We start from the raw sequence: 23,212 nt of genomic DNA, 5'->3' as shown, positions 1-23,212 counted from the left end.
ATGTGGTGAATTTTATAAATAAATGCATTTAATTGCCATGGTTCTAAGCGCTAATCCGTTATAAATACTGAAAAAGAGCACTACATAAATAGGACTCTTTTTCTTCAAATATTAAGTTGCTGGATATAAATCAGAACCAAGGTAACGTTCTTTTATAATTTGAAGGTGATGAAGCTCATGACCAGCAATGATGTATGCTAATGCACGAACTGTAACTTCAGAATTATTCGCATTTCCTCTTTGTGACCAAGCTTCTTTATCTAAGCTTCTAAGTAAATACAAGGTAGATTGGCGAACAACTATTAAATTCTCAAGAAGATTTTGCATAGATTGCTTATCAAAACCAGCTCTAAGAACATACATATCATCATTATAGCCTGGAAGTTCTGCTGTCTCGCCTCGAGCGATTGATAGCAATCGATACGCCATAATCCGTTCTGTATCTGCTATATGACCGATTACTTCTTTTATACTCCATTTAGTAGGAGCATACCGGAAAAGTCCCTCACTATCAGAAATTCCCTTTAATAAAAGATTTGTTTCCTTCATTTGTTGTTCTAGAATATGTATGATATTTCCGTCTGATACCAAGTTGGTATACGTTGCATAATAGGAGTTATATTCACTTACCTCTGGTCTTATTTGCATATGAATCATCCTTTATGTTTTATATTTAATCTTTACATATAGCTTATCATAAAAGAATTCTAAATTAATCTGAAAAATGGAGGGAAATATGCATTTTTCATCTTCCTTTTCATCTTCATAGATGAAATGCATCTCGAATAAGAGAATCTAATTTGCTGTTAAGCGGAATTTCGTTTTTTTACTATTATAGTAGAAGATAAATATGTAAATTGAATACAGTTTGTCACTACTTATGATAATCGCCATTTAAGAAGCAGCATTTGTCCATTAAGTGAAAAACCTGTTAATAAATTTATACTTACTACAAAAACAAACAAACTCGTCCTATTTAAAGGAGAGTTTGTTTGTTTTTATGTTTAGATAATGGAATACTCATGTAAAATTGCACACTATGTTCCATATTTTTTATTGAATACTTTATATCTAGCGTTTCAAGAATTTGCTTAACAATATATAGCCCTAAACCATTTCCTCCAGTATTTCGATTTCTTGATTTTTCAATTCGATAAAATGGTTTGAAAATTTGTTGTAAATCTTCATCTTTAATATTGACACCTGTATTTATAATTTGCATTTCGATTTGACCTTGTTTCGAATCCTCACTTAACTTTATATAGACTTTTTCATTATGTGGTGAATACATAACCGCATTGTGAATAATATTTTTACATGCTTTTTCTAAAATAGCACAATCGGTATAAATAGAAAGGTCAGAATCAATTTCTTTTATTATTTCAATGCTTTTTTGAGAAGCAAAAAATTCGAGATCTTTTGTGATTGCACCTATTAACTTTGAAAGATTAACTTCCTCTACTTTTAGTTTGAAGGTGTGTTGTTCTAATTTCGATACGCTTAAAATTTCACGAACTAATTGTTCCATACTTTCAATAATTTGATGATTTTTCTTTAAATATTGATCGCGATTTTGATAAGGGCCAATATTGTATATCATTCCTTCTAAGTATCCTTTCATTACAGTAAGAGGGGACTTTAATTCATGTGCTACAATCGCAAAAAACTCTCTGCGTTTTGTTTCTATTTCTCTTTCTTTTTCAATATCATTTTTTAATTGTTCATTTGCTTTTTTCAAATCAAACATAGCTTGTTGCAAGTTAATAGACATGTCATTCAAACTATTAGATAATTCTCCTAACTCATCTGTAGAGCGAACCTCAATTTTTTCGGAGAAATCTAAATTTGCCATCTTTTGTGCACCTTCATTAATATAAATAAGTGGCTTTGTAATAAACCTGGAATAAAAATAAGCACTTCCTATACCAATAACAAGCACAATGATACTAATATAGGGGAGAAAGCGTACTAAAACCTGTGAAGCTTCATCAATCGGTTGAAATGTAGCAAACACTACAAGCGTTAAACTACCATCTTGAAATTGAATTGGTTTCGTAACGTTATATGAATTGCTAAGGGTACTTGCATTCTCGAATCGTGTTGCTTTAGTAACTACTGTTTTTTGGGTACCACTTTGAATAAAAGAAAATGAAGGAGAGTAAATAATTACTCCTTCTTTATTTTGAAGATAAAGCATCGCATTATTTTTTTTGGCGTATTCATCAAAAAGTGGTATCGCATCTTGAAACGTAAGATTTTTAGACTTATCAATGATTTCGTTTATCCCTGTTTGAAGTTGATCTGTTTTATATTGCTCATAAAACGTAGGGAGAAAGAAGTATAAAGTTAAATAAATCAATACTGCAAAGGATAATAAAATGAGAGATGTAGTCATAAAGAGTTTATAAGTAATTTGCTTCATTTTCATGAGTTTCACAATACTATTCATCAATTTTATATCCAATACCCTTTATTGTTTTAATATAAGGGATAGCTAATTTTTTGCGTAGGTTTTTAATATGTGTATCAATTATTCGTGTTTCTCCAAAATAATCGTAACCCCAAACCTTTTCAACGATATTTTCTCTTGTGAGTACTTTTCTCTCATTTTGAAATAGTAGTTGTAGAATTTCAAACTCTTTTGTCGTTAATATAATTTCAACGTCATTTACATATACTCTATATGCATCCACATCAATACGCACTTCTTTAAATATCAAATGATTATTTACATTTTTATCATAACTTCTTCTAAGTACAGCTTCGACTCGTCTAATCAAAACATGAAATGAAAAGGGCTTTGTTATATAGTCATCGATCCCAAGGTCGAATCCTTTCATTTGATCTTCCTCTTCTTCCAACGCAGTTAGCATAATAATTGGTACGTTTGACTGACTTCGAATCATTTTAGAAACTTCAAATCCATTAAGATTGGGCATCATGACATCTAGAAGAATTAAATCAAATGATTGCTTATTAAATTGTGTCATACCCTCTAGTCCATCTGAAGCGACTACCACTGTATAATGCTGTGTCATTAAAAATTGTTTAATTAATTCCTGAATTTCTTGATCGTCCTCTACCACGAGAATATGATAGTTTTTCATAATATCACCTCTGGTAGTCATTATAGCCGTACTATCTGGAGTTTATGTGGAGATACAATAGGAACTTCATAGGACGTTTAACGTATTAGCTTCATTTTCAAGAATGTGTATTCTCCAAAAAATATGATTAGCCATATTCCTTTTTATGAAAAAATAATTGTATGCTTGAAAAAACTTATCGTATGAAAAGCTGAACGATTTATATTTCTAAAAAACCAATGTATAATATTGGGAACTGCATGTGATTTCTTAAACTGTGTGAACATATACTTGCGCTACTTACTAAAAGGGGAAACGGAAATGAATTTCAATATAAAAAAAGCTAGCGAAATTATAGAGTGTACTTCACAAACTTTAGAGTTTTTTTGCTAATTTAGTAAACGCTTAAAGTTGAACTAAGGATTATTTAAATCATGTGAGAAAGGTTGTGAAATTATTTGATGGGTTATAAAGCGATGCTGTTTGATTTAGATGATACGTTAATTGATAGGGATAAGGCAGTAGATAACTTGTTTTTATTAGTTTTAGAAAAATGTTATGAGGATGTTAGTGATACAGTCAAAAACAATATGTTACAGAAATTCAAAGAATACGATAAAAGGGAATACGGCATTAGTGATAAAACGATAGTTTTAGAATCATTATTTGATGAATTCGCGCCGAAATATAGATTGCCACACAATTATATCCAAGATTTTTGGAATGAAAATTTCCCTAGATGTTTTTCAATAGACCAAAATACTATTCATTTCTTAAATCAAATAAAGAAGCACTTTAAAGTTGGAATTATAACAAATGGCTCAACTCAGAGGCAAAAAGCTAAAATATTTAATACGAATTTAAATAGGTATTTTGAAACAATCATTATTTCTGAAGAAGTGGGATTTAGTAAACCTGATAAACGTATATTCGAACTAGCATTAAATAAGCTAAATTTACAGCCGGAAAATACTTTATTTGTTGGGGATGACTTAGAAAAGGATATTGTTGGTCCTCAAAATGCAAATATAAAAGGTGTGTGGTTTAACCCTCAAAAAATCAAGAATACGACCAAAATACAACCATATGCCGAGATTAACACTTTGGATAGTTTGTTAAGTTATGTTACTCCACAATATTTTTATAACAAGTAAAAGCAATTTCATATATATACATTCAAAAATATAAAAAAGAGAAACTATCATTAATTTCATTGACCGTATTAGTAATAAAAAAAATATATATTTACAATAAAAAATAGAGGCAATTTTAATAGCTGCGGCTAATTTAATCTATGATTAATACGAAGTTTTGTAAAACAATTTTACTCATACTCTGTAAATTATAAAGGGGTGGGACTATGGAAATAAAGAAAGTAGTAATCGATGGAATCAATATTGCGGTCATTAGAAACGATAAGGTATTAATATCGGATGTTCAGTCTGCATTAGATACTATGGCAACAGTTCAATATGAGGTAGATGCGAAACATATTATTATCCATAAATCTTTAATAAATGAAGATTTCTTTGATCTAAAAACACGGCTTGCGGGCGATATCCTTCAAAAGTTTATAAACTACAAGGTAAAGATTGCTATTGTTGGAGATTTCTCTATGTATACTAGTAAAAGCTTAAAGGATTTTATTTATGAATGTAATAAAGGGAATGACATTTTTTACTTAGCAACTGAACAACAAGCAATTGAAAAACTAAGTACATTAAAGTAATAATTATATCCCGCTAAATTCCCCCATTTCACTTAGTTCATGATTATATACGATATAGAAGAACTGATGTTTGTGGTAAACTAAGAGATGAATAAAGGGGGAGTTTTCTTGAACAATTTTAATAATATAATCCAAAATTTAAATAATATAGTTTACAAACCTAACAACTTAATGATTACGAATCTAAAAGAAGAAAAGCAAAACGCAGAATATGCAGGATGTTTATTCCATTTAAATAACAAAACTATTCGTTTTAGAAAATCAAAAGTTACACCTAATAAAATTGGTCAATTTGTTTCTTTTTGGGAGAAAGATGAAAATATGCGAAATAGAGCTTTCTCTTATGAAGCTGCTCCTGATTTATTAGTAATCACTTGTATTGCTGATAATAAACTAGGACAATTTATTTTTCCTAAAGAGATTCTTCTTAAAGAAAAAATATTGAGAACACAAAGTCAAACAGGGAAAATGGCAATGAGAATTTATCCTGTTTGGGATACCACTGTTAGCAATCAAGCTAAAAAGAGTCAAATGTGGCAACTTCAATATTTTGTTGATTTAAGTGATATTAATAATTTGCCTATAGATAAACTATTAAATTTATATTCGTAGCTTTTGATCTACTCCAAAAAGAAGTAATTACAGAAAAGGCATTTGTAATGACGCCTTCTATTAATTTACCTCGTGAATCGTAATTTTTGTACCGGTACAGTTAAATGAAATGTACGTTGTTACAGTGCCCCTTAAAATTTACAATCAGCATATATTATTTAAACTTATAAATTTTTAAGGGGTGCTAAATATGACAAGTTTACAAGATCAGCTTTTCACAAGATTAAATCTTAAAAAATGTAATGATGTAACGTTTGAAGAATTACCTACCATACTCTTTTCGTTTGCACACACTATACCATTTGAGAATTTAGATGTTATAGCACGAAATACGAATCAAATCTCTCTGGAAAACTTACGAGAGAAAATTTTAACTAGTTCCCGTGGTGGACTTTGCTACGAATTAAATACTCTTTTTTACTATTTCTTAAAAGACTGTGGCTATGATGTACAACTGGCATTAGGTACGGTGTATAAAAATGATATAAATGCATGGGCACTGGAGGATGGTCATATAACAATTATTTTAACTTATGATAATCTACAGTATTTAATTGATGTAGGTATAGCTTCGTTAGTACCTCTTGTTCCTGTACCTTTTACTGGCGAGTCTGTTTCTTCAAAAAATGGTTCGTACCGAGTGAGACGAAAAGATACAAGTAAAGGAAATTATGTTTTAGAAAGAATAGATACTGATGGAGAATGGAAAGTTTGTCATGCTTTTTATAAACCTAATATTAATGAGATAGTAGTAAACGATGTTCAAAGAAGAGTGATAGAAGATGAGAAGTCTATTTTTAATAAAGGACCAATTGCAGTAAAGTTGACGAACTCTGGCCATATTTCATTAACGAATACAAGTTTAACCGAAATTATTCATGGGGAAAAAACTAAGCGTGAAATTACAGAAGATCAATATAAAGAGTTTTTATATACTTTATTTGCTATTAAGTTATGAATAATAAAGATAGCCGGTTCTTATTCAGAAGCGGCTATCTTTATTATTTTGGTGTAAATGGTTTTCTTCTAATATGTTTCGGAAACTGCGGTATAGTTAATGTTTTTAATGTTTCCTCCGCTTCTTCATATGTATGAAAAATTGGTTCTTTTCCATCATCCCCTTGTAAAACTAGCCCTTCATCTCGGATTACATATGGCATAAAACCACCCCATCTAGTAAAGAATTATATTCTTTTGCAGCAGAATAATACGATTTAAAGTTGATTTTCTTAATACATATAATACACTAGAACAGTACGCAAAAGTATGTACAATGAATTTTGAATGTAAAGGAAGATTAATATGTCAGTTATTGATAAATTGAAACTTAATAAGTATACAAATATGGTCGTTATTAACGAACCAAGTGATTATGACATTTTTACAGGTAAAGAAACTGCATTCTCAAAAGAACACGATGCTATCTTTATATTTGTAGAAACGCTTGATGAAATGGTGAAACAAACGAATTTTATTATAAGTAATGAAGAATTACTAATTGAAAAAGGTTACGTATTCTTCGCATATCCGAAAAAAGGTAATGCTCGTTATAGTACGTTTATTCACCGTGATGAGATGTTTCCGGCATTAAATGTTGGAGAAGATGGTTATGTGGGAGAAAGTGATATTAAATTTGCACGAATGGTAAGTATGGATGAAGTCTTTACTGTTGTAGGTTTAAAACGCGAGAAGAAAAAAACAACGAAAACATCTGCTATGAGTCAATGTGTTGCCGATTATGCAGATCGAATTAAAGATGTTGAAGCATTATTAGCTAATCATCCGAATGAACTTAAGTTTTATCAAAGTTTAACGCCTGGATATCAGAAAGATTGGGCACGTAATCTTTTTTCTGTAAAACAAGAAAAAACACGTGAAAAACGTCTAGAGAAAATGATAGAGATCCTTTCACAAGGCTATAAAACAATTGAATTATTCCGTAAGAAGAAAAAATAATGATTAAGAAAGTCACAATGCTGCAACAATTAATTGTGATGAGTACATTGAAAAAAACATTCCTTCTATTATACTAAGGAATGTTCTTATATTTATATAATTAGCAAAAGAGAAAAGGTGTTTGAGATGAAATCGTATATTGTAGTTGGATCTGGAATTTTAGGAGCGTCTACTGCTTATCATCTTGCTAAGGCAGGTGCGAATGTTACTATCGTGGATCGCCAACAATTAGGGCAAGCAACTGATGCAGGAGCAGGTATTGTATGTCCATGGCTATCGCAGCGTCGTAATAAAGCATGGTATAAAATTGTTAAAGGCGGTGCACGTTACTATTCTTCGTTAATTCAGCAATTAGAAGAAGACGGTGAAACTGACACAGGATATAATCGTGTAGGTGCAATTAGTTTACATACTGACGAGAAAAAGTTAGATCAAATGGAAGAGCGAGCTTATAAACGACGTGAAGATGCCCCAGAGATTGGTGAAATCACTCGCTTATCAGCTGAAGAAACAAAAAAATTATTCCCAGCATTATCAGACGAATATAGTTCTGTTCATATTAGTGGTGCTGCACGAGTAAATGGAAGATTATTACGCAATGCATTAATAAGTGCTGCGAAAAAACATGGTGCAACTTTAATAAAAGGCGATGCTATATTAGTCCGTGAAGGAAATCATATTACGGGAGTTACAGTAAACGATGAAACAATTTTAGCGGAAAAGGTTATTGTAACTGCAGGCGCATGGGCGAACGAAATCTTGAATCCATTAGGAATTAATTTCTTAGTTACATTCCAAAAAGGACAAATTGTTCATCTGCAAATCGAGAATACAGCAACAGAAAATATGCCAGTTGTTATGCCACCGAACGATCAATATATTTTAACGTTTGACAATGGGCATGTCGTAATTGGTGCAACACATGAGAATGATACTGGTTTCGATCATCGTGTAACAGCAGGTGGTTTACATGAAGTATTCCATAAGGCATTAGCAATTGCACCTGGCTTAGAAAATGCTACAATGCTTGAAACGAGAGTTGGATTCAGACCATTTACACCAGGATTCTTACCTGTTATCGGACCACTACCTAACTTTGAAGGAATTCTCGTTGCGAATGGATTAGGGGCTTCGGGTTTAACAGCTGGTCCATATCTAGGAGCGGAACTTGCTAAACTAGCGCTCGGACAACCGATTGAATTAGATTTAAATGATTATGATGTTGCTGGCGCAATTGAATAATATAGGGTACTGCTAACATTTAGGAAAAACCATGCTAAACACATTCGACAGGGAATAAGCAGTTTTTCCTCTGTTAAGAGTAAACCTGGTTATGAAAAATAAAATTCTTTAAAAATAGAAGGCCGACATTATAAACCTGCATTAATAATGTAGAATTGTGATGTCGGCTCTTTGTTTATATTTATTTAAAACTTATTTTCGAGAGGAGCTTAAGCAATGAGAGCGCCATATCAAGTATTGATATTTCCTTATATAAAAACTGCTAATTCCATTCAATATGCTATTTTCAAAAGAAGTGATTATAGTTATTGGCAAGGAATAGCTGGTGGCGGAGAAGACGGTGAGATTCCTATTGAATCAGCAAAACGGGAAGCGTTTGAAGAGGCTGGTATTACAAGAGAATGTCCATATATACAATTAGATTCTGTGTCTTCACTACCAGTAGAGGATGTAGTTGGAGGATTCCTTTGGGGAGAAGAGGTTTATGTAATAAAAGAATTTTCTTTTGGAGTTAAAGTTCCTACAAAAAACATATCATTATCTAAAGAACACTTTAATTATAAATGGTTATGCTTTGAGGAAGCAGTAACGTTTTTGAAATGGGATAGCAACAAAACAGCATTGTGGGAATTAAACAAAAGATTATTAAAACAATAAAAGTGTTAGCTAACAAAAATAGTAGTGAAAGAAGAATTGAACCATTAACAAACCCTTGCTACATTTCTAAACAATGTTTTAGATTATAAAATAGAGTAATATAGATTTGGCATGTTATGCTAAAATTCGCTTAGTGTATATTTTCGTTAAAATGTGGGTGGGCCCCCTTTTAGCAAAACCGGAGTGGAAATGATGAGTATAAATAGTTTTGTGGGATTGATAAATGACGAATTATTAAAAGAGGTAAGTATAAGAAGTGATGATGAATTCGAGCCTGTAGTAGTTAAAGGTATTCCTAGACTTTGGAAGTGTTTAGGAACAGGTAATTATGCCGCAGTATTCATGCACAGAGAATACAAAGATTGGGTAGTGAAAGTTTACGTGCGAGAAGGAGAAGGAATTGAAAAAGAGTCAGAAGTATACCGAAGAATTGGAGATCATCCTTCTTATTCAAAGCTTATATATAAAGGGGAAAATTTCATAGTATTGAAACGTTTAAAAGAAATTACCTTATACGATGCCCTTCATAAGGGGATTAAAATTCCTAAGCAGGTAATCCTTGATATAAATAAAGCTTTAGAGTATGCGAGGGAACAAGGATTAACTCCTTGTGATGTTCACGGGAAAAATGTGATGATGGAAAAAGGAAGGGGATATGTAGTCGATGTATCTGATTTCTTAAAAACAAAAGAAGATAGTAAGTGGAGGGATCTAGAAAAGGCATATTTCACCTTTTATTTTCCTTTCATTTATAAATTGCCTTTCTCTGTTAAAATACCGTATTTTATGTTAAACATTGTTAGACGTTCGTATAGAAAATATAAGAAGCTTAAAAAGAACTTCAAATTATAAAAGGACCACATATGTTCCTGAAAATGAGTTAAATTCACATAAATAACTTTAGAAAAATTTTAAATTTTGTTTAGGGGCTACTTCAAGACCTTAGCTTGCTGGGCATGTGGTGCTACCTCAAAATATAAAAAGATTAGGAGTGAACCCTAATCTTTTTATTTATACATATTTTTGTTAGTTATATCACTATCAATTCCAAAACGGGATATTTTGAATAAATGAAACCGTCAAAATAAGTGTTGATGCGGAACCAGCAGTTACTAAAGTTACTATTTTTCGTCCATTCTGTTCTTTTGAAGGTTTTATAAGTTCTGTAATTAACACAATCCATATTATGATAGAAACTATTGAAATAATATTTATAGACATATGTAACACATCCCTTCTTGTTTTCACATAAATATTTCTTCTTTTATAAAATAAAAGCAATTTAACAAGAAAATATGTAACGCATTAAAAATCAATATTTTCCTGTTAAACCACCTTTTTTAAATAGAAATACGACTGATAAAACGATAACAACAGCCTTCAAACTGCCCCAATATGGATAAATAGCATGATCTGTTAGACTAGCATGCTGAAAAATATTCTCTAAACCGAAAATTCCTATCATGACTGCTAAAAGGAATGAAGCTGATCCATACGTCCCTTTACGATAGAGGGTAAATAAATAGACTGCGAAAATTAGTGGTAAGATGATTTGTAGTACGATTATCATAGTTCGTCCCCCAGATTATTTATAATTATATTATATACAAAATTGTAATAAAAAGGAATAAAACTTATTTGATACTAACAGAACTACTCTAATCATATTCTTCTATAAAAAAGAAGAAAAAGGGGTGTACAGTTAATTGACAAAAGTTAAAGTTAGTTTACGACCCATTGTTCATAACGTAAATTTACCAACTGTATTGAAAACAACGATACTTCCAGGTGAATCGACCGAAAGACTATTTATCGCAACTCAATTAGGAGAGATTTTTTACATAGGGGACGGAGTTATAAAGACATTTTTAGATATTCGTCACCTAATTATTAAATTAGGTACATTTGAAGAAGGTGTTTCTAGTAGCGGTTATGATGAACGCGGATTGCTAGGACTTGCGTTCCATCCACAATTTTATCAAAATGGGTTATTTTATCTTCATTATTCAGTAGCCGGAACTCAAGGACCAGGTGCACTTTCTGAACAATTTAAACCGAATCCTTGTGACCCTAAAACGTTAAATTTAAAGTGGGTTAATAGAAATACGCAATATGATCACATTGATACAGTGGAAGAATGGACTTTACAATCTAATGGTCAAGTTCAAAAGCGACGAACATTACTGAATGTAAGAAGACCATTTTTTAATCATAACGGAGTCAATAGTTTAAACTTTTCACCTGAGACTGGAAAACTTGTTTTTACAAATGGAGATGGCGGATCAGGTTATGATCCATTTAATTTAAGCCAAGATGATTTAGAAATAGCAGGAAAAATAATTGAAATCGATGTAAGTAAAAATACATTTATAAATAACCCTCCTGTAGTTACACGCTTTAATGAACTTCCTTTATCTATACAAGAAACACTTACAGTAATTGCAAAAGGAGTACGTAATATAACCGGCATTTCATTTCAAAGGTTTTATAATCAATATATCAAATACGCCGGAAATGTCGGACAAGATATTGTAGAGTCTATTTTTTCATTTGTTCAATATAAACCTATACTGGTAACAGAACTTGTTCAAATGCATTTTATGAGGTTAACTCCCAATCAAGATGGGTTTATCAATTTTGGGTGGCGAGGATGGGAAGGGGATTTACCTACTTCTTTTATACGACATTGTTCTGAGAATCAGACTTCGGATGAGAGAACAATGGTTTATTATGATGAAACAATACAAACTTCAGTGAAGCGTATTCTGCCTCTACTTAGTTATTTTCATAAAGATTCTAGAACAGATAAGTTTGGAGGAACTTCACTTACAGGAGTTCAGCCATATATGGGAAATGCAATTCCAAATTTAACAGGTAGCGTTGTTTTTACTGACCTTGCCAAGAAAGGAGAATCTCAGTCTCCAGTTAAGGGTGTTTTAGCCTATACTAGAGCAGGTACAGACGGTAAACATGCTGACTTTTATGCTATTGAAACCAATTATGATTTTGGTACGCAAGCAGCTTATTATATGAGTTTAGGAACAAATTCGGATCAAACTAAATTATATTTAGGAGTTTACAGTTCTATGAAAGTAACTGATTTTAACAAAGGTACCATTTTTGAAATTATTCCTTGATACGATATATACTCGCAGTTTAATAATCCAAGGAATTCATTTTGTTTCAACACGCACAATTTATCCCCCTAAAAGTCTTTTATTATATAGTAATTCATAACAAATAGAAAGCAACTCATAAACCATAAGTGTATGAATAATATAGAAAGTAATGAATGTGGTATCTTTAGGGGGTATTTTAATGAATTGGTTTGTACGTTATTGGTATCAACTGATGATAGAACATGATACGAGCTTTGTTCATAAAAGAAAATTGTCCCTTGCGAATAAGTTAGTACTTACAGCTTTGATGAGTGCATTGGCCACCATGTTTCAAGCAGCTGGGAACTTAGTTCCTGGTATAGGTTTGCTCATTAGTCCATTTTCGACATTACCGATTTTTTTTGCTATTTTCTATTCTATTCGTGAGGGAATACTTTCTTATATTCTTACTATTTTTCTATTATTTATTATTGAGCCCAGTGAACTAATTGTCTTTCCTTTTACTACAGGCTTATTAGGTCTAGCCTTAGGAGTATCCTTTTTAAAATTAAAGAGGAGAATATGGATTGTTTCTTTTTCAGCAACTTGTCTACTTATAGGTATTATGATCGTTCTCGATGTTTTCCACTTTCCGGTACTTGGTCCTGCTGTTCATACAACTATGGATATAAAAATTATTTTATCAATATTTATAATGAGCTTTCTATACTGTTGGATTTATGCAGGTTTTTGCAGAATAATGATGAATAGATTATATAAAGTGTTGTATTGACAATGGCATAATGAGGATTGGAGATTGAATTCATGACTAACGTTGCAGTTAGACGACCGAATTTGAATGATGTAGATGAACTATATTTATTTTTCCGTATAGTTATTACAAATACATACAAAAATGAAGGACTGTCACAATTATTGGATGACATAGAAAATGAAATTAACTCAAAAAAGCAGTATTTGAAAAGTGATTTTGATAGTAACGGAGAAAGTCGTTACTTTTTATTAGCAATTGATACAAGTAACAATAAAATCATTGGAACAATCGAAATCGGTCCAGCAAGTACATTGATTAATAGTTGTACAGGTGGTGTACTTAAAAATTTGTATGAAATAGGAACTGTATTCATACTTCCGGAGTATCAAAGAAAGGGAATAGGGAGTTTATTACTACATACAATGTTTCTTACATTACTTAGCAGAGGGATAACAGAATATTGTTTAGATAGTGGATATAAAAATGCGCAAAGTATATGGACGAAAAAGTTTGGAAAACCTAACTATGTATTGAAAGATTACTGGGGAGAATCCAGTGATCATATGATTTGGAAGAAAAGTTTACATGATACACCTATAATATTTGAATTATAAAATGAAATATGCCTCTGAACATAGCTTTTCTTACTTATGTATGCTATTATTTATCTTTATAATAAAAGAGGACGTGAATGAACTTGATTAAAATTAATATTCCTGAAGCTGATGTTTCAATTACTGAACGTAAACAAGTTATTAAAGGAGACGAGCCAATCATTACTCCAATTAATGGATTTATCGATTTCCACTTGTTCCCTAGAGATAAAGGCGGCATTTTTATGTTTTACAATATTAATGACGAACTTCTTTTCGTAGGTAAAGCTCGTAAAATTAGACAACGTATTAAGAAGCATTTTGAAGATAATGTTTCACCAATTAAAAATCACCGTGATGAAGTATACCGCATTGATGCATGTATCGTAGAAGATCCAACAGAAAGAGAAATTTACGAAACATATATCATTAATGAATACAAAGCGAAATATAACGTTGATAAAGTATTCTACAAATAATCAACATTAATAAAAAACAATCCTAGCTAATATGCAAGGATTGTTTTTTATTTAGATTTATTCTTCATATCTTTCTCCTTTTTTCAAATGATTAGCAGCAACAAAACAGATTACACCTATAAATATAAGTACAATACCAACCGTTTTATGTTTTCCCTCAAAGAAAGGAATATCTGAAATAACATTTGTCATACATAGTCCTAAAAATACAAGGATAGGGCCCACCCAAAGTAATACATTACCGAATTTTGTGTGCTTCCACATAATAACCCTCCTTACCCCTCTTTACATATATATCCATAAATAAAAAGTAAATTCATAGAGAAATATAGTTTTTTTCATATCGAAAATTTAACCCTCATATATTGGTACAAGCAAAAGAGAAAGGAGACCATCATGAATTGGTTAGAAGCTTTCATACTAGGTATAATTCAAGGTTTAACAGAATTTTTACCAATCAGTAGTACCGGACATCTTTATTTAGGAAGGCATTTGTTCCGATTAGATGAGGCTGGCTTATTTTTAGATACGATGCTGCATATTGGGACTTTACTTGCGGTTTTTATTTATTACAAAAAAGAATTTATATATTTAATTAAAAACCCATTTTCAAAGCTCATGTTATTACTTATCGTTGGGACAATACCCGCAGTTGTAATTGGTTTATTGTTTAAAGACTTCTTTGAAGATATTTCAAAAACAGGAATCACGATCGGTTGGGAGTTTTTAGTGACCGGATTCTTTCTCTACATGGCAGATAAACAAAAGAATGGTCGTAAAAAAATGGATGACATAACATATAAAGACGCATTAATTATCGGTTCATTTCAAGCTGCTGCTATTTTTCCAGCCATTTCCCGTTCTGGAATGACAATTGTCGCTGCATTATGGAGAAAATTAGACCGTGAAACTGCTGCTTACTTTTCTTTTTTACTATCGACACCAGCCATCATTGGAGCTATCATTTTGCAATTTGTAGACGTTTTTCAAGGGAAAGCAGAATCTATTTCTAGCACATCTTTAATTGTCGGAACGTTATCAGCAGCGTTTTTTGGATACATAGCCGTTTCATGGATGATTCAATATTTAAAACGTCACTCCTTAAAAGGATTCGCGTATTACGTATGGGGATTAGGTATTTTAATTTTAATGTTGCAATTTACTGATGTATTTTAAGTATAATGATAAAGAAGTTAATTAGTTTAAGATCCTGTTTCATTCATACAAGGCAGGATCTCTTTTTATTAAGGGGGAAAATATGTTTAATAAGGCTATCGTTATTGGTGGAAGTATGGCAGGAAAGTTTGCAGCAAAAGCATTATCAACTTCTTTTAAAGAAGTAATCATTATAGAAGCTGGTGAAAGATGGGATGGAAAGTCTTCGAGAAAAAGAGTTCCACAAAGTAATCATCCTCACGTGTTATTAAAAGGTGGAGAAAACGCAATTGAAGAATTGTTTCCTAATATTACGAACGAATTAATAGAAGCGGGTAGTATTATAAACAACTTTACGCGTGATTTGAAATGGCATCAATTCGGTCTATGGAAACAACCGTTCATAGGGGAAGTACATATGATTCAACAAAGTCGTCCTTTGCTAGAATGGCATATTCAAAAACGAATACATCAAATTTCAAATATTACTATTAAATATGAAACATTGGTTAAAGGGGTATTGGTAGATGCAAAGCTTAACAAAGTGTGTGGAGTAAAAGTTAAATATTTAGAGACAAACACACAAGAAGAAGTTCATGCGGATCTTGTAGTTGATGCGAGTGGATTTGGCTCGAAAAGTATAGAGTGGCTACGAGAATACGAAATTAAAGTACAAGAAGAGAAAGTTCGTATTGATTTATTTTACGCAACGAAAATGTTCAAACTTAAAGAAAATGAGGAGTTAGACTGTTGTAATATGCTAATGTCTCCTAGTTTCCCTGATAACCCTTATGGCGTTCTTATTCAAACGATAGAAGATAATCGTTATTTTGTTACTTTTAGTGGATACGCAAATGAGAAAGCACCACAAACAGATGATGAGTTTTATGATTTTGCTGAAAATCTATCAATTTCTAATGTTACAGACTTCTTAAATAAGGCTGAGGGAATTACTGATATAAAGACATACAAAATTCCTTATCAAGTACGCCGGCGATTTGATTTAGTGAATAATGTACCAGAAGGATTATTAGTTGTTGGAGATGCGCAATGTCGTTTTGATCCCGTTTTCGGCCAAGGCGTATCAGTTGCTGCTATGGAGGCTCACCAATTGCAATTACTTTTGCAAGATAGAAAACAACTTGATAAAACATTTACACAACAATTTTATAAAAAGGCAGCTACTATAATAGAAACCCCTTGGGATATGACAACAACAGAAATATCACGTCACCCGCAACTAAAGAGAGAATTAACTACAAAACAAAAATTTCAACTATGGTATACGAAGCAAATATATCGACTATCCGTAAGTAATTCTGATGTTTATATTCGGTTAGTACGAGTGATGAATTTAATTCGTAGTCCATTTCATCTCTTTCATCCGAAAGTGCTACTATCTGTATTACTTAATCGAAAGAAATAGCAGGAATATAATTGATTAAAAAAGAATGTATAACAGTTAGTAAATCAAGAAGGAGAATACGGAATGGAAATATACATAGAGCAACTAAAGAAACAAGATGCTAAGGATTTATTTACGTTTGAACTTACAAATAAATCTTTTTTTGAAACAATGGTACCAAATCGTGGCTCGAAATATTTTGAATTTGAATATTTCCAAAAACTACTAGACGATTTATTAATAGAACAGGCAGATGGAGATTCTTATTTTTATTTAATTCGTAATGAAGAAAAAGAAATTGTAGGGCGAATCAATTTAGTAGATATAGATACGGAAACTCGAATTAGTTCGCTCGGGTATCGTGTCGGAGAAAAATTTACTAAAAAAGGAGTTGCAACAGCAGCCGTAAAATTAATTTTAGATGTAGCGAAAAATAATGAAATTACTGAAGTTTATGCTAAAACAACGACTAATAATCTCGCATCACAAATTGTACTAGAAAAAAGCGGATTTTCTTCTTATCAAAACGAATCAGATATAACATCTGTAGAATTAAATGGAGAACATGTGAAGTTTGTGCACTATATTTGGAGAAATACTTCACACTTATAATAAGGAGGACTTATTCATGAATGATTTACGTTATCCAATTGGCCAATTTACATACAAACGTCCTATAACTGAAGAAATGATTGATACATGGATTCAAGAAATTGAAGATTTACCTAATGAACTAACAAGGGCAATTAAAGATTTAGATCAGAAGCAGTTAGATACACCATATCGCGTTGGAGGTTGGACTGTACGTCAAGTAGTTCATCACGTCGTTGATAGCCATATGAATAGCTACATACGCTTTAAATTAGCACTGACAGAAAAGAATCCAACTATTAAGCCGTATAAAGAAGAGAAGTGGGCAGAGTTACCTGATTCAAAATTACCGGTAGATGTTTCACTAGTAATGCTAGATTCATTACATAAAAGATGGGTTAATCTTTTATATTCTCTAGAAATTGAAGATTTAGAAAAGACATTTAACCATCCTGAAACTGGTGAAACAAAACTTGCTGTTGCAATAGGACTATACGCATGGCATGGTCGTCACCATACAGCTCATATTACTTCTTTAAGAAAGCGTCTAAATTGGTAACATGGAGATTATATTAGAGAAGGCGACAGAAACTGATGCAGAAGTTATATTTCAAATGCAAATAGACTCATTTAGCTCTTTATTACATAAATATAAAGACTATGAAACAAATCCAGCAAATGAATCTATTGAAAAAACTATTTTTAGAATAAATAATCCCAGCAGTAATTTTTATAAGATGATAATAGATTCGAAACTTGTTGGAGCGATATGTATATCCCAAAAAGAACTACCTTATAAATTTTGGATTAGTCCAATGTTTATTCATCCAATCTATCAAGGGAAAGGAATTGCTCAGAAGGTACTTATTTTAATCGAAGAAATGTTTCCAGAAGCACGAAGTTTTGAACTTGCTACGATTTTAGAAGAAGAAAGAAATTGTTTTCTATACGAGAAAATGGGGTATAAAAGAACAGAAGTAATAAAGAAATTAAATGATAAAACTACACTTGTTTATTACAAAAAAGAAAGGTAAAGCATTTAAAATACGCTTTACCTTTTTATGTTATTTTAGATTAAATATACAAAAATAATGTATGTTCTTCCAAAATACTCGGGTTAGTAATTTTGAAAATGAATAAAGATACAAAAACCACTACTTTGTCGTAAAGGTTACTAGCGCTTTTTGAATGCTTAAAATACTATCGTCACCTTTAAATTCTTTCGTAATTGGTTCCTCCATACTAGACACCCAAATTTTAAGTTCTGCATCTAAATCAAAATGCCCAGCCGTTTCGATGCTATATTGTGTAATACTTTTATAAGGAATAGAATGGTATTCTGTTTTTTTGCCAGTTACTCCTTGTTTATCTACTAATATAAGACGACGATTTGTAAATACGATTAGATCACGAATTAATTTATAAGCATGCTCTACTTTTTCATCGTCTAGCATAATCTTCTCTAAATCACGTTCTACACTTTCAGAACTCGTATTTGATGCATTTCCTAAAATACCGCTAAATAAACCCATATTAAATTCCTCCTTTAATATATGTGGAATGAATTACTTATATTGTAACATGTTACTCACAAAGATATTATCACATTACTTTAGTAGTTTCTGGTTATTGTTGTAATTAGTTTATATAACCTCATCTTAAAATCTTATGCTAATATGAAATTAAGAAAAAAGAAGCAGAGGGATATAGAATGAAGAATATCGGTTTAGTATTAGAGGGCGGAGGAATGAAAGGTTTATATACTGCAGGTGTACTCGAATATTTCATGGAAAAGAACTTATTCTTTCCGTATGTAGTCGGCGTATCAGCTGGAGCCTGTATGGGAGCAACCTATTTGTCGCGTCAACAAGGGAGAAATAAGAAAGTAAATACAGAGCTAGTATCAGATTACAGGTATATATCTTATCGAAATTTAATTCGAAAACGTGAATTATTTGGAATGGACTTTTTATTTGATGAAGTACCTAATAAAATTGTTCCATTTGATTTTCAAACTTTCTTAAACTGTAATGAACAATTTGTTATAGGGACGACTGATTGCGAATCAGGACAAGCTGTTTATTATAATAAAAAAGAACATGGAAATGATATTTTAAAAATCATCCGTGCATCCAGCTCTGTGCCGTTTATAGCACCTGCTGTAGAATATAATAATCGAAAATTACTAGATGGAGGAATTATAGATCCTATACCAGTTTTAAAAGCTCAAACTGATGGTTATGAAAAGAACGTTGTAATTATGACAAAGCCAGAAGGATACGAGAAGCAGCGAAATAAATTTTCTGGTCTAGCTAAAATTCTATATAGAAAATATCCGAAAATCGCAGAGAATTTAGTAGACCATTATCGTTTTTATAACGAGACGATATCTTATATGAATCAAGAAGAACAAAAAGATAATTTTTATGTAATTCAACCAAGTGTACAGCTTCCTATAAGCGGAATAGAAAGAAATAAGGAAAAGCTCGTTAATTTATATAATCTTGGGTATATCGATGCTCAATATCATTATGAAAACTTATTAAATTGGCTAGAGAAATAAAGGGGGGTAGGTAAAAAGGTTATTTTTAATGAATTGCAGAACATGCCTAGTCCACTGTATAAACCGTTTCCGAATTGTGACATTCGAAAAATAAGAAAAGATTTTAATAATACGTTTACAGAAGATGGTTGTATAAGCGCTGATTTAAATTATTATTGGATGCATACAGCAGGTACTTTAAGTTACGTGCTTAATAATAATGAACAGGAGATTATGAATTATCCCATTTTATATAGAGATTTCATAAATTATGAAAAGACCCGTAAGCTATTACTTTATTATCTTACTGAATAAAAATTAAAACGTACAAGTGATGCTGCTTGTACGTTTTTTGTTCATAAAATATACAATATTAACACCTTGTCCATGTAGGTATTTTAACGAGAAAAAAGAAGTACATATAGAATATGTAAGAGGGAGGAGATAGAAGCTTGTTAGCTGTTTTCCTTTCAATTCATGTCCAACTCAAATATTTCGAGTAAAATTCGCTTCTAAATGGTATTATCAAATATCAAGAAAACTAATTTAGAAACGAAGAAGGGACAGGTTTAATATGGAAAACGTATCAAATGTAGATAAAGTAGAATCTATACAGTCTTTACAGTCAACAATCCGTAAACTTGAAAATGCACTATCTCAGATGACTCAAAAAGGTGCAAATACTACACTAGTGAAAAAACGACTTAAAGCTGTTTGCTTAGGATTAGCAGTGCTAAAAAACGTTTGGAATCAAGAAAATCATATGTATAGCCAAGAAGAGTTAGAAGAAGCTCGTAACGTCCTTACTGGCTTGCTTCCATCAATTGAGAGAGCCTATGATAAATCTAAAGCTGGTAGTCCGCAAAGAACACTTTTAACAAGAAGAATAAAAGCGTTGGAACTTTCTATTCAAGCAATTAATAAACTTTCTAATAAATAACTTAACTAGATACCTAACATCTTAATACAATTTTTAGTTTGTGTTAAAAATAGGTATGGACGTGCAGTATAGCAGTCGTTTTCCTTCAAATGATTATCCATCCGGAAAGATTGAAACATATTCTTTTTATAGTTCGATTTTAAATAACACACGTAAAATTCATATTTATACGCCTCATGATTATTCTCACACTTCACATCTTCAAGAACTTCTCATTGTATTTGATGAGAATTCATTCATTCATAACCTTCCAATCGCAAAAACACTTAATTATTTAATTTACAAAAATGAAATCCCATCTTGTATTGCTGTTGCTATAGATCCTGTCGATCGATTAGAAGAGCTAACTTATAACGATAAAATGAATGCATTTTTCAAGGAGGAATTACTTCCGTGGATTCAGGCGAAGTATCGTGTGCATTAAGAAGCAAAACATACAACAATTGCTGGTTTCAGTCTTGGTGGCTTAGCAGCTTGTTATGCAACACTTCAAAATCCACATGTTTTCGGAAATGTGTTGTCAATGTCTGGATCCGTACATTGGAAAAAAGATGATTATGAAAATGCAATTCCTTGGATTGAAAATCAAATTTAATCAATAGATTCTAATGCGACTCATCTCTATTCTTACATAGCAGTAGGAGAACTTGAAAACAAACCTCTTTTAACGGCTAATAGACGTCTGTATGAAGCTTTAAAAGAAAAGGAATACCAAATTACTTATGAAGAGTTTCAAGGCGATCATGATAGCGTGTGGTGGCGAGAAAAGCTATTCGAAGGATTAAGGGCATTGGAATTTACAAAAACGACACTAAAAAATAAAAAGGAGAGAGAAGCTATGAATCAAGAAGAACTAGATAAAAAACTAAAAAAACAAGAGATTTTAGTAAAAGATGAGAAAGTTTGGTCGTATACGTATGAGGATCATATTAGTTCTATCGTTAAACAAGCAGAACAGAAAGGAGCTTTTGATAATTTACCTGGTAAAGGGAAACCTCTTAATCTTGATAAAGATCTTTCGTACAATCCTGAAAAGCAACTTTATAGAACTTTAGCAAATAATCATGTTTTACCTAGGTGGATTGAGCTTTCAAAAGAAATTGATGATTTAAAAGAAAGACTAAAAGAAAATACAAATACGGCAGAAGCAGCGGATTTAATTCGAACTATTAATAAAAAGGTTTTAGAACACAATTTACTTTGTCCACCAAGTGCGCAAAAAACGAGGGTGAAAACGGACTTTTAACAATTTTTCACGAAGCTATTTCTTGCTATATAATTAAGTAAGGCATTTTCAATTCATTACTAAAGGGAGGCAAATGTAGTGAAGAATACGTATCAACTTCAAATTCCGAAAGAACTAGAACAGTATCGTAGTATTTTAGAAAAAAGTGTGAAACCGTATATTAAAGTGTCTGGAACGCAAGCAGAGACAACGCTTTTTGAAAGTAAATTTGGTGGATATCCGTATTTACCTATAGATCAAGAGCATCCTAAAGACTCAAACGGACAACCTATGATGCTACTTGCGCAGTTAAACCTTGAAGAAATACCTAACATTGAACATATGCCTCAACATGGAATGTTACAGTTTTTCATAAGTGCTGAAGAAGATCTTTTTGGAGCAGATTTTGATCATCCCACAAGCCAAAAAGACTTTCGAATTGTTTATCATTCTACAATCACAGCGGATTTAACTAAGGTGATTACTGATTTTAGTTATTTAAACACTTTAGATTTAGAGAATTTTATCATACCCGAAGCAGCAAAACTAAAGTTTGAGTTGGCATATCAGCCAGTAACACCAAGAGATTATCGATTTGAAATGATTTTTAGTGATAAAATTGATTGGGAAGAAATTGTTGATGAAGAAAATAATACAGAATTAGGCGAACTGTATGATGATTTATGTAAAGATCAAGGACATAAAATTGGTGGATATCCATTTTTCACACAGACAGATCCGAGAGAATGGGAAGAAAAATACCAGCAACATGACATATTATTGCTGCAAATTGATACAGACGATTCATTAAATATTATGTGGGGCGATTCTGGGGTTGCTAATTTCTTTATACGTAAGGAAGAGCTGTTAAATCTAGATTTTTCCAATGTCATTTACAATTGGGATTGTTACTAGAAGATATAAATAAAATAATAGCAAATAAAAAATCTTCCTGAAGGTGAGGAGGATTTTTTTATTTTAAAAATAAGTGTTATGTTAACTAGAATAAAAAAACAATGAGTTTAATGAAAGTCAAGCATAAATAGCAACAAATAATCTAAAGTTATAAAACGTGTGTAAATAGCAACAAATTCATAAAGTAAAACATAAAATGAATATAATAATTT

Annotated in this window: 29 protein-coding genes and 2 pseudogenes; 23 read left to right on the top strand and 8 right to left on the bottom strand. The window is 31.6% G+C overall.

Annotated elements, in window-relative coordinates; genetic code table 11:
• Positions 1-111: 111 nt before the first annotated feature.
• The 3 genes from MKY21_RS13610 to MKY21_RS13600 all read right to left on the bottom strand — a co-directional run bounded on the left by MKY21_RS13610 (position 112) and on the right by MKY21_RS13600 (position 3,107).
• Complete coding sequence (locus tag MKY21_RS13610) at positions 112-648, bottom strand: DinB family protein (protein ID WP_001167106.1); 537 nt, start codon at positions 646-648, stop codon at positions 112-114.
• Between the two features lie 328 nt (positions 649-976).
• Positions 977-2,449, bottom strand: a complete 1,473-nt coding sequence (locus MKY21_RS13605; protein WP_341076523.1) for a sensor histidine kinase — start codon at positions 2,447-2,449, stop codon at positions 977-979.
• Complete coding sequence (locus tag MKY21_RS13600; protein ID WP_000800727.1) at positions 2,442-3,107, bottom strand: response regulator transcription factor; 666 nt, start codon at positions 3,105-3,107, stop codon at positions 2,442-2,444. Before MKY21_RS13600 ends, MKY21_RS13605 begins: the two co-directional genes overlap by 8 nt.
• A gap of 440 nt (positions 3,108-3,547) precedes the next feature.
• On the opposite strand from MKY21_RS13600, the gene MKY21_RS13595 reads away from it, so the two are divergent.
• From MKY21_RS13595 to MKY21_RS13580, 4 genes are all read left to right on the top strand, one after another.
• The gene (locus tag MKY21_RS13595) at positions 3,548-4,240 is read left to right on the top strand and encodes an HAD family hydrolase (protein ID WP_000540702.1); all 693 of its coding nucleotides are present in this window, start codon (positions 3,548-3,550) and stop codon (positions 4,238-4,240) included.
• A gap of 206 nt (positions 4,241-4,446) precedes the next feature.
• Entirely contained in the window at positions 4,447-4,815 is a 369-nt protein-coding gene (locus tag MKY21_RS13590; RefSeq protein WP_341076522.1) for a DUF4180 domain-containing protein, read from the top strand.
• Positions 4,816-4,902: 87 nt separating this feature from the next.
• Positions 4,903-5,427: a MepB family protein gene (locus MKY21_RS13585; RefSeq protein WP_080451570.1), complete on the top strand. Its 525-nt coding sequence runs from the start codon at positions 4,903-4,905 to the stop codon at positions 5,425-5,427.
• 190 nt (positions 5,428-5,617) lie between these two features.
• Positions 5,618-6,385 (top strand): arylamine N-acetyltransferase family protein, encoded by a 768-nt coding sequence (locus tag MKY21_RS13580; protein WP_341076517.1) that lies wholly within the window; start codon positions 5,618-5,620, stop codon positions 6,383-6,385.
• 20 nt (positions 6,386-6,405) lie between these two features.
• On the opposite strand, the pseudogene MKY21_RS13575 reads toward MKY21_RS13580, so the two are convergent.
• Positions 6,406-6,587 (bottom strand): annotated as a pseudogene (locus MKY21_RS13575) (hypothetical protein).
• Between the two features lie 142 nt (positions 6,588-6,729).
• Here MKY21_RS13575 and MKY21_RS13570 point away from each other — a divergent pair.
• The 4 genes from MKY21_RS13570 (at position 6,730) to MKY21_RS13555 (ending at position 10,134) form a co-directional block, all read left to right on the top strand.
• A complete protein-coding gene (locus MKY21_RS13570; RefSeq protein WP_000110844.1) occupies positions 6,730-7,383 on the top strand; it encodes a YdeI/OmpD-associated family protein in 654 nt (217 codons plus the stop codon).
• A 126-nt stretch (positions 7,384-7,509) separates the two neighbouring features.
• The gene (locus tag MKY21_RS13565; RefSeq protein ID WP_000844388.1) at positions 7,510-8,625 is read left to right on the top strand and encodes an NAD(P)/FAD-dependent oxidoreductase; all 1,116 of its coding nucleotides are present in this window, start codon (positions 7,510-7,512) and stop codon (positions 8,623-8,625) included.
• A 216-nt stretch (positions 8,626-8,841) separates the two neighbouring features.
• Positions 8,842-9,282 carry an NUDIX hydrolase gene (locus tag MKY21_RS13560; RefSeq protein ID WP_001202591.1) on the top strand — a complete coding sequence of 147 codons (441 nt, stop codon included), beginning with the start codon at positions 8,842-8,844 and terminating at the stop codon, positions 9,280-9,282.
• Positions 9,283-9,474: 192 nt separating this feature from the next.
• Positions 9,475-10,134 carry a serine/threonine protein kinase gene (locus tag MKY21_RS13555; protein ID WP_086392479.1) on the top strand — a complete coding sequence of 220 codons (660 nt, stop codon included), beginning with the start codon at positions 9,475-9,477 and terminating at the stop codon, positions 10,132-10,134.
• Positions 10,135-10,323: 189 nt separating this feature from the next.
• Here MKY21_RS13555 and MKY21_RS13550 read toward each other — a convergent pair whose 3' ends face one another.
• Together MKY21_RS13550 and MKY21_RS13545 are read right to left on the bottom strand one after the other, a co-directional pair.
• Positions 10,324-10,503, bottom strand: a complete 180-nt coding sequence (locus tag MKY21_RS13550) for a hypothetical protein (RefSeq protein WP_000026325.1) — start codon at positions 10,501-10,503, stop codon at positions 10,324-10,326.
• A 91-nt stretch (positions 10,504-10,594) separates the two neighbouring features.
• Complete coding sequence (locus MKY21_RS13545; RefSeq protein WP_000587704.1) at positions 10,595-10,852, bottom strand: hypothetical protein; 258 nt, start codon at positions 10,850-10,852, stop codon at positions 10,595-10,597.
• A gap of 136 nt (positions 10,853-10,988) precedes the next feature.
• Between MKY21_RS13545 and MKY21_RS13540 the strand changes: the two genes are divergently transcribed.
• The 4 genes from MKY21_RS13540 to MKY21_RS13525 all read left to right on the top strand — a co-directional run bounded on the left by MKY21_RS13540 (position 10,989) and on the right by MKY21_RS13525 (position 14,227).
• Positions 10,989-12,419 (top strand): PQQ-dependent sugar dehydrogenase, encoded by a 1,431-nt coding sequence (locus tag MKY21_RS13540; RefSeq protein ID WP_086392478.1) that lies wholly within the window; start codon positions 10,989-10,991, stop codon positions 12,417-12,419.
• A 181-nt stretch (positions 12,420-12,600) separates the two neighbouring features.
• Positions 12,601-13,173 (top strand): hypothetical protein, encoded by a 573-nt coding sequence (locus MKY21_RS13535; RefSeq protein ID WP_001103993.1) that lies wholly within the window; start codon positions 12,601-12,603, stop codon positions 13,171-13,173.
• A 32-nt stretch (positions 13,174-13,205) separates the two neighbouring features.
• A complete protein-coding gene (locus MKY21_RS13530) occupies positions 13,206-13,769 on the top strand; it encodes a GNAT family N-acetyltransferase (RefSeq protein ID WP_000185963.1) in 564 nt (187 codons plus the stop codon).
• Positions 13,770-13,846: 77 nt separating this feature from the next.
• Positions 13,847-14,227: a nucleotide excision repair endonuclease gene (locus MKY21_RS13525; protein ID WP_001048941.1), complete on the top strand. Its 381-nt coding sequence runs from the start codon at positions 13,847-13,849 to the stop codon at positions 14,225-14,227.
• Positions 14,228-14,284: 57 nt separating this feature from the next.
• On the opposite strand, the gene MKY21_RS13520 is transcribed toward MKY21_RS13525, so the two are convergent.
• Complete coding sequence (locus tag MKY21_RS13520; RefSeq protein WP_000265477.1) at positions 14,285-14,491, bottom strand: hypothetical protein; 207 nt, start codon at positions 14,489-14,491, stop codon at positions 14,285-14,287.
• Between the two features lie 132 nt (positions 14,492-14,623).
• Here MKY21_RS13520 and MKY21_RS13515 point away from each other — a divergent pair, with 132 nt between their 5' ends.
• The 5 genes from MKY21_RS13515 to MKY21_RS13495 all read left to right on the top strand — a co-directional run bounded on the left by MKY21_RS13515 (position 14,624) and on the right by MKY21_RS13495 (position 18,412).
• Positions 14,624-15,403, top strand: a complete 780-nt coding sequence (locus MKY21_RS13515; RefSeq protein WP_341076513.1) for an undecaprenyl-diphosphate phosphatase — start codon at positions 14,624-14,626, stop codon at positions 15,401-15,403.
• An 82-nt stretch (positions 15,404-15,485) separates the two neighbouring features.
• Positions 15,486-16,808, top strand: a complete 1,323-nt coding sequence (locus tag MKY21_RS13510) for an FAD-dependent oxidoreductase (RefSeq protein WP_000482054.1) — start codon at positions 15,486-15,488, stop codon at positions 16,806-16,808.
• Positions 16,809-16,871: 63 nt separating this feature from the next.
• The gene (locus MKY21_RS13505; protein ID WP_000409244.1) at positions 16,872-17,399 is read left to right on the top strand and encodes a GNAT family N-acetyltransferase; all 528 of its coding nucleotides are present in this window, start codon (positions 16,872-16,874) and stop codon (positions 17,397-17,399) included.
• 16 nt (positions 17,400-17,415) lie between these two features.
• A complete protein-coding gene (locus tag MKY21_RS13500; protein WP_000999082.1) occupies positions 17,416-17,937 on the top strand; it encodes a YfiT family bacillithiol transferase in 522 nt (173 codons plus the stop codon).
• A 1-nt stretch (position 17,938) separates the two neighbouring features.
• On the top strand, positions 17,939-18,412 hold the full coding sequence (locus MKY21_RS13495) for a GNAT family N-acetyltransferase (RefSeq protein WP_000402627.1): 474 nt from the start codon (positions 17,939-17,941) through the stop codon (positions 18,410-18,412).
• 120 nt (positions 18,413-18,532) lie between these two features.
• Here the strand turns inward: MKY21_RS13495 and MKY21_RS13490 are convergent, their stop codons facing one another.
• Positions 18,533-18,910 (bottom strand): PH domain-containing protein, encoded by a 378-nt coding sequence (locus MKY21_RS13490; protein WP_000522476.1) that lies wholly within the window; start codon positions 18,908-18,910, stop codon positions 18,533-18,535.
• Positions 18,911-19,089: 179 nt separating this feature from the next.
• Between MKY21_RS13490 and MKY21_RS13485 the strand changes: the two genes are divergently transcribed.
• The 6 genes and pseudogenes from MKY21_RS13485 to MKY21_RS13460 all read left to right on the top strand — a co-directional run bounded on the left by MKY21_RS13485 (position 19,090) and on the right by MKY21_RS13460 (position 23,000).
• The gene (locus MKY21_RS13485; protein ID WP_000789288.1) at positions 19,090-19,941 is read left to right on the top strand and encodes a patatin-like phospholipase family protein; all 852 of its coding nucleotides are present in this window, start codon (positions 19,090-19,092) and stop codon (positions 19,939-19,941) included.
• A gap of 42 nt (positions 19,942-19,983) precedes the next feature.
• A complete protein-coding gene (locus MKY21_RS13480) occupies positions 19,984-20,235 on the top strand; it encodes a YxiJ family protein (protein ID WP_445662223.1) in 252 nt (83 codons plus the stop codon).
• A 259-nt stretch (positions 20,236-20,494) separates the two neighbouring features.
• Entirely contained in the window at positions 20,495-20,860 is a 366-nt protein-coding gene (locus tag MKY21_RS13475; protein ID WP_000432686.1) for a hypothetical protein, read from the top strand.
• A 40-nt stretch (positions 20,861-20,900) separates the two neighbouring features.
• Positions 20,901-21,572: pseudogene (locus tag MKY21_RS13470) on the top strand (alpha/beta hydrolase); the annotation flags it as partial.
• Between the two features lie 126 nt (positions 21,573-21,698).
• Positions 21,699-22,106 carry a DnaJ family domain-containing protein gene (locus MKY21_RS13465; protein WP_033683881.1) on the top strand — a complete coding sequence of 136 codons (408 nt, stop codon included), beginning with the start codon at positions 21,699-21,701 and terminating at the stop codon, positions 22,104-22,106.
• 78 nt (positions 22,107-22,184) lie between these two features.
• Positions 22,185-23,000 (top strand): YwqG family protein, encoded by an 816-nt coding sequence (locus MKY21_RS13460; RefSeq protein ID WP_000799812.1) that lies wholly within the window; start codon positions 22,185-22,187, stop codon positions 22,998-23,000.
• The last annotated feature ends 212 nt before the right edge of the window (positions 23,001-23,212 follow it).

This window comes from Bacillus sp. FSL R9-9497, from assembly GCF_038005805.1.
Taxonomy (GTDB): Bacteria; Bacillota; Bacilli; order Bacillales; family Bacillaceae_G; genus Bacillus_A; species Bacillus_A cereus.
This window is presented reverse-complemented; position numbering and strand designations above follow the sequence as displayed.

What these genes read in the sequence shown, in the direction of transcription:
- MKY21_RS13520 (WP_000265477.1), bottom strand. Translation starts at nt 14,491, where the DNA reads ATGTGGAAGCACACAAAATTCGGTAATGTATTACTTTGGGTGGGCCCT.
- MKY21_RS13580 (WP_341076517.1), top strand. Translation starts at nt 5,618, where the DNA reads ATGACAAGTTTACAAGATCAGCTTTTCACAAGATTAAATCTTAAAAAA.
- MKY21_RS13565 (WP_000844388.1), top strand. Translation starts at nt 7,510, where the DNA reads ATGAAATCGTATATTGTAGTTGGATCTGGAATTTTAGGAGCGTCTACT.
- MKY21_RS13595 (WP_000540702.1), top strand. Translation starts at nt 3,548, where the DNA reads ATGGGTTATAAAGCGATGCTGTTTGATTTAGATGATACGTTAATTGAT.
- MKY21_RS13485 (WP_000789288.1), top strand. Translation starts at nt 19,090, where the DNA reads ATGAAGAATATCGGTTTAGTATTAGAGGGCGGAGGAATGAAAGGTTTA.
- MKY21_RS13515 (WP_341076513.1), top strand. Translation starts at nt 14,624, where the DNA reads ATGAATTGGTTAGAAGCTTTCATACTAGGTATAATTCAAGGTTTAACA.
- MKY21_RS13480 (WP_445662223.1), top strand. Translation starts at nt 19,984, where the DNA reads ATGCCTAGTCCACTGTATAAACCGTTTCCGAATTGTGACATTCGAAAA.
- MKY21_RS13490 (WP_000522476.1), bottom strand. Translation starts at nt 18,910, where the DNA reads ATGGGTTTATTTAGCGGTATTTTAGGAAATGCATCAAATACGAGTTCT.
- MKY21_RS13560 (WP_001202591.1), top strand. Translation starts at nt 8,842, where the DNA reads ATGAGAGCGCCATATCAAGTATTGATATTTCCTTATATAAAAACTGCT.
- MKY21_RS13495 (WP_000402627.1), top strand. Translation starts at nt 17,939, where the DNA reads ATGGAGATTATATTAGAGAAGGCGACAGAAACTGATGCAGAAGTTATA.
- MKY21_RS13555 (WP_086392479.1), top strand. Translation starts at nt 9,475, where the DNA reads ATGAGTATAAATAGTTTTGTGGGATTGATAAATGACGAATTATTAAAA.
- MKY21_RS13530 (WP_000185963.1), top strand. Translation starts at nt 13,206, where the DNA reads ATGACTAACGTTGCAGTTAGACGACCGAATTTGAATGATGTAGATGAA.
- MKY21_RS13600 (WP_000800727.1), bottom strand. Translation starts at nt 3,107, where the DNA reads ATGAAAAACTATCATATTCTCGTGGTAGAGGACGATCAAGAAATTCAG.
- MKY21_RS13585 (WP_080451570.1), top strand. Translation starts at nt 4,903, where the DNA reads ATGAATAAAGGGGGAGTTTTCTTGAACAATTTTAATAATATAATCCAA.
- MKY21_RS13500 (WP_000999082.1), top strand. Translation starts at nt 17,416, where the DNA reads ATGAATGATTTACGTTATCCAATTGGCCAATTTACATACAAACGTCCT.
- MKY21_RS13590 (WP_341076522.1), top strand. Translation starts at nt 4,447, where the DNA reads ATGGAAATAAAGAAAGTAGTAATCGATGGAATCAATATTGCGGTCATT.
- MKY21_RS13535 (WP_001103993.1), top strand. Translation starts at nt 12,601, where the DNA reads ATGAATTGGTTTGTACGTTATTGGTATCAACTGATGATAGAACATGAT.
- MKY21_RS13605 (WP_341076523.1), bottom strand. Translation starts at nt 2,449, where the DNA reads ATGAATAGTATTGTGAAACTCATGAAAATGAAGCAAATTACTTATAAA.
- MKY21_RS13510 (WP_000482054.1), top strand. Translation starts at nt 15,486, where the DNA reads ATGTTTAATAAGGCTATCGTTATTGGTGGAAGTATGGCAGGAAAGTTT.
- MKY21_RS13475 (WP_000432686.1), top strand. Translation starts at nt 20,495, where the DNA reads ATGGAAAACGTATCAAATGTAGATAAAGTAGAATCTATACAGTCTTTA.
- MKY21_RS13545 (WP_000587704.1), bottom strand. Translation starts at nt 10,852, where the DNA reads ATGATAATCGTACTACAAATCATCTTACCACTAATTTTCGCAGTCTAT.
- MKY21_RS13465 (WP_033683881.1), top strand. Translation starts at nt 21,699, where the DNA reads ATGAATCAAGAAGAACTAGATAAAAAACTAAAAAAACAAGAGATTTTA.
- MKY21_RS13550 (WP_000026325.1), bottom strand. Translation starts at nt 10,503, where the DNA reads ATGTCTATAAATATTATTTCAATAGTTTCTATCATAATATGGATTGTG.
- MKY21_RS13610 (WP_001167106.1), bottom strand. Translation starts at nt 648, where the DNA reads ATGCAAATAAGACCAGAGGTAAGTGAATATAACTCCTATTATGCAACG.
- MKY21_RS13525 (WP_001048941.1), top strand. Translation starts at nt 13,847, where the DNA reads ATGAACTTGATTAAAATTAATATTCCTGAAGCTGATGTTTCAATTACT.
- MKY21_RS13505 (WP_000409244.1), top strand. Translation starts at nt 16,872, where the DNA reads ATGGAAATATACATAGAGCAACTAAAGAAACAAGATGCTAAGGATTTA.
- MKY21_RS13570 (WP_000110844.1), top strand. Translation starts at nt 6,730, where the DNA reads ATGTCAGTTATTGATAAATTGAAACTTAATAAGTATACAAATATGGTC.